We start from the raw sequence: 2694 nt of genomic DNA on the forward strand, positions 1-2694 counted from the left end.
ACGAAACCTAATTTATTTTGTTCCTCTAAATGAGAAGTGGAGATGTAAGCCGGTACATTGTGGCGTAAAAAGATCTCTTTAACCGGAATAATCATATCTTTCATTAATTTCGTTAACATACCCATTTCAAACTCAAAATTAAAGCGATCTATACTAGATAAATCCGCGAATACTACACCAATAAAACCTGTATTAAATACTTCTTGATATTCTACTTCTTCGTTACCGTAAAAATTCTTTTCGATTAAATAATTTATAAAGTAAGCAAACCCATCACTTTGTTCAAACGGTTTTGTTGAAAGAACAAAGCCGATTTTCTTTTGTTTATGTAAATACACACATGACATGTATGCGGAGATATTATGTTCTTTAAATAATGCACTCGTTGCCCCAGATAGACCATCTAGTACGTGATGAACAATTTGAAGTTTTTTACGAGCGAAATAATAGGATTTCTTTTGTAACTCCAATGTATCAATAAAGACAGAGCCGATAAAGCCTGTATTTGAAATAATAGGTGTTTGCTTTTTTCTTCCTCTGCGCTTTGCTTGAGCCATTATTAAAATCATCCCTTCATGTACAAATAAATCAAAAAGAACGTTTGTTCGTATATTTATATTTTACTATTAAAACGCTCTAAAGTAAAGGGTTTTTGATGAAAAAACAATAAAAAAGACACCTGTAAAAGGTGTCTTAAACGCTGTAGGGAATAGGGTTCATCCCGATTATTTATATTATGATACAGAAACAATCTCTTCTGTATCTTCTACATCTAAATGACAGTCCATAGTACGAACATCTTGATCTTCATGACTTCCGAAATAAATAGTAATTTTCATATGTATCGCTCCTTTATTCTAGGAATACCTAAAATAATTACTAGTAATGTTAATATTTATTATATACCACTTTTTTCATTCCGACAATGTTATATCATTTTTAATTCTTATTATGCTACATCGTGTGATATAAAGGGGTTAAAAAGGGGGATATCATTGATTAAGTGAAATTTCTTATATGTTATATTTAATATAGGAGCTATTAAATTATTACTTTCTATGAAAGGAGCACGATTGATGAATTATCAAAAGTTACTTATAGATAATTTTACATATAAAACTACATATGTTGCTCGACATGTGCAAGGAATGAGTGTAAAGAAAACGAAGGATTATATTGCCGTTAACTGTGGTTTACCTACAGATACATTTAATATTATTACTTTATTAAACAACAACTTAACGGAAGGAAACGAGGAATTATGTGCGGAGATAGAATACTTTAATCAAAAAGGGTTCCCCATGAGTGTTTGGTGTTGGGATGCAAAGCGAGAGAATACACTTAAGAACGAGTTACTAAAACTTAGATTAATAGAAGCAGAAAATAATATTGCAATGGTTGCAGATTTACAAACAATTCTTCCTACAATAGACATACCAGCAGGTTTTACAATACAAAAAGCAACTTCGCCGGTACAAATACAAAAATTTGGCGAAACATTAGCGGCTTTATTCGGTACATCAGCGGAAGGCTCTAATGTTCAATCATACTATAATCAAATTTCTTCTTTAGATTTATGGAATAGCGATGACATGAAACTATACTTAGGTCTTTATAAAGGTGAGGTAGTATCTGTTGGCTCTTTAGTATGTACGAAAGATAGTGTCGGTATTTATGATATTGCGACTAAAGAAGAAATGAGAGGACAAGGATTCGGCTCTACTATGTTTAATTTCTTACTGCAAGAAGCTAAACAACTAAAAAATACGTATTGCGTATTACAAGCTTCACCTGATGGAATAAATATTTATAAAAAATCCGGCTTTCAAGTTGTAGGACAAATGACTGTTTTTGAAAATCGGCATTTATTTGAGTAAATCATCCAAGTCAAATTGTTTTAAATATAGGAGTTAACATACCGTTATGAAAAAAACATCTATAATTACAATCATTTGTTTCTTCACAGTAATAAGCATCTTTGTTTTTCAACAAGTAAATGAACATAATTATATAAAAGCTACTAATCAATCAAATTATATAAAAAACATTGCGCATAGAGGTGCTTCTGCATATGCACCAGAACATACAATAGTGGCTTATACATTAGGACAACAATTAAAAGGTGACTATATAGAAATAGATCTCCAAATGACAAAAGATGGACATTTAATAGCTATGCATGATGAAACATTAAACCGTACAACAAACGGTATGGGATTAGTTAAAGAACATACATTAGAAGAAATAAAGAAACTAAATGCAGGATCTTTTTTCAATAAAAAGAATTCCAATTTAGCAAAGGAAGAATTTGAAGGTGCTAAAGTTCCAACACTAGAAGAAATTATTGAAACGTTTGGACATAATGCTAACTATTATATCGAAACAAAATCGCCAGATGAATATCCTAGAATGGAAGAAAAACTATTAGAAATTATTAATCACTACCAAATAAATGATAAAGTTATTATTCAATCATTTAGTGAAGAAAGTCTGCGAAAGATTCATAATTTAAATGCCAATATACCGCTAGTACAATTATTATCATATAAAAAAGCAGTTCAATTAACAGAATCAGAAATAGAAAAGTATAAAACATACTGCATAGGTCTTGGTATGAATTACAAATATATTGATGCAGCCTACGTAAAAAAAATAAAGAATTATGGATTAGAAGTTCATCCATTTACAGTAGAT

3 protein-coding genes are annotated in these 2694 nt (G+C 30.3%); 2 read left to right on the forward strand and 1 reads right to left on the reverse strand.

The features are described 5' to 3' along the window. A partial coding sequence (locus AC1DTM_RS22065) for a hypothetical protein (RefSeq protein WP_477000878.1) occupies nucleotides 1-557 on the reverse strand: 557 nt, incomplete at its 3' end. Nucleotides 558-1076: 519 nt separating this feature from the next. Between AC1DTM_RS22065 and AC1DTM_RS22070 the strand changes: the two genes are divergently transcribed. Together AC1DTM_RS22070 and AC1DTM_RS22075 are read left to right on the forward strand one after the other, a co-directional pair. Further along, nucleotides 1077-1877 carry a GNAT family N-acetyltransferase gene (locus AC1DTM_RS22070; protein WP_016104984.1) on the forward strand — a complete coding sequence of 267 codons (801 nt, stop codon included), beginning with the start codon at nucleotides 1077-1079 and terminating at the stop codon, nucleotides 1875-1877. 46 nt (nucleotides 1878-1923) lie between these two features. Beyond that, nucleotides 1924-2694: glycerophosphodiester phosphodiesterase (locus tag AC1DTM_RS22075; RefSeq protein ID WP_477000879.1), on the forward strand; the 771-nt coding region annotated here is incomplete at its 3' end.

The organism is Bacillus sp. P4_D3 (assembly GCF_056401855.1).

What these genes read in the sequence shown, in the direction of transcription:
- AC1DTM_RS22070 (WP_016104984.1), top strand. Translation starts at nt 1,077, where the DNA reads ATGAATTATCAAAAGTTACTTATAGATAATTTTACATATAAAACTACA.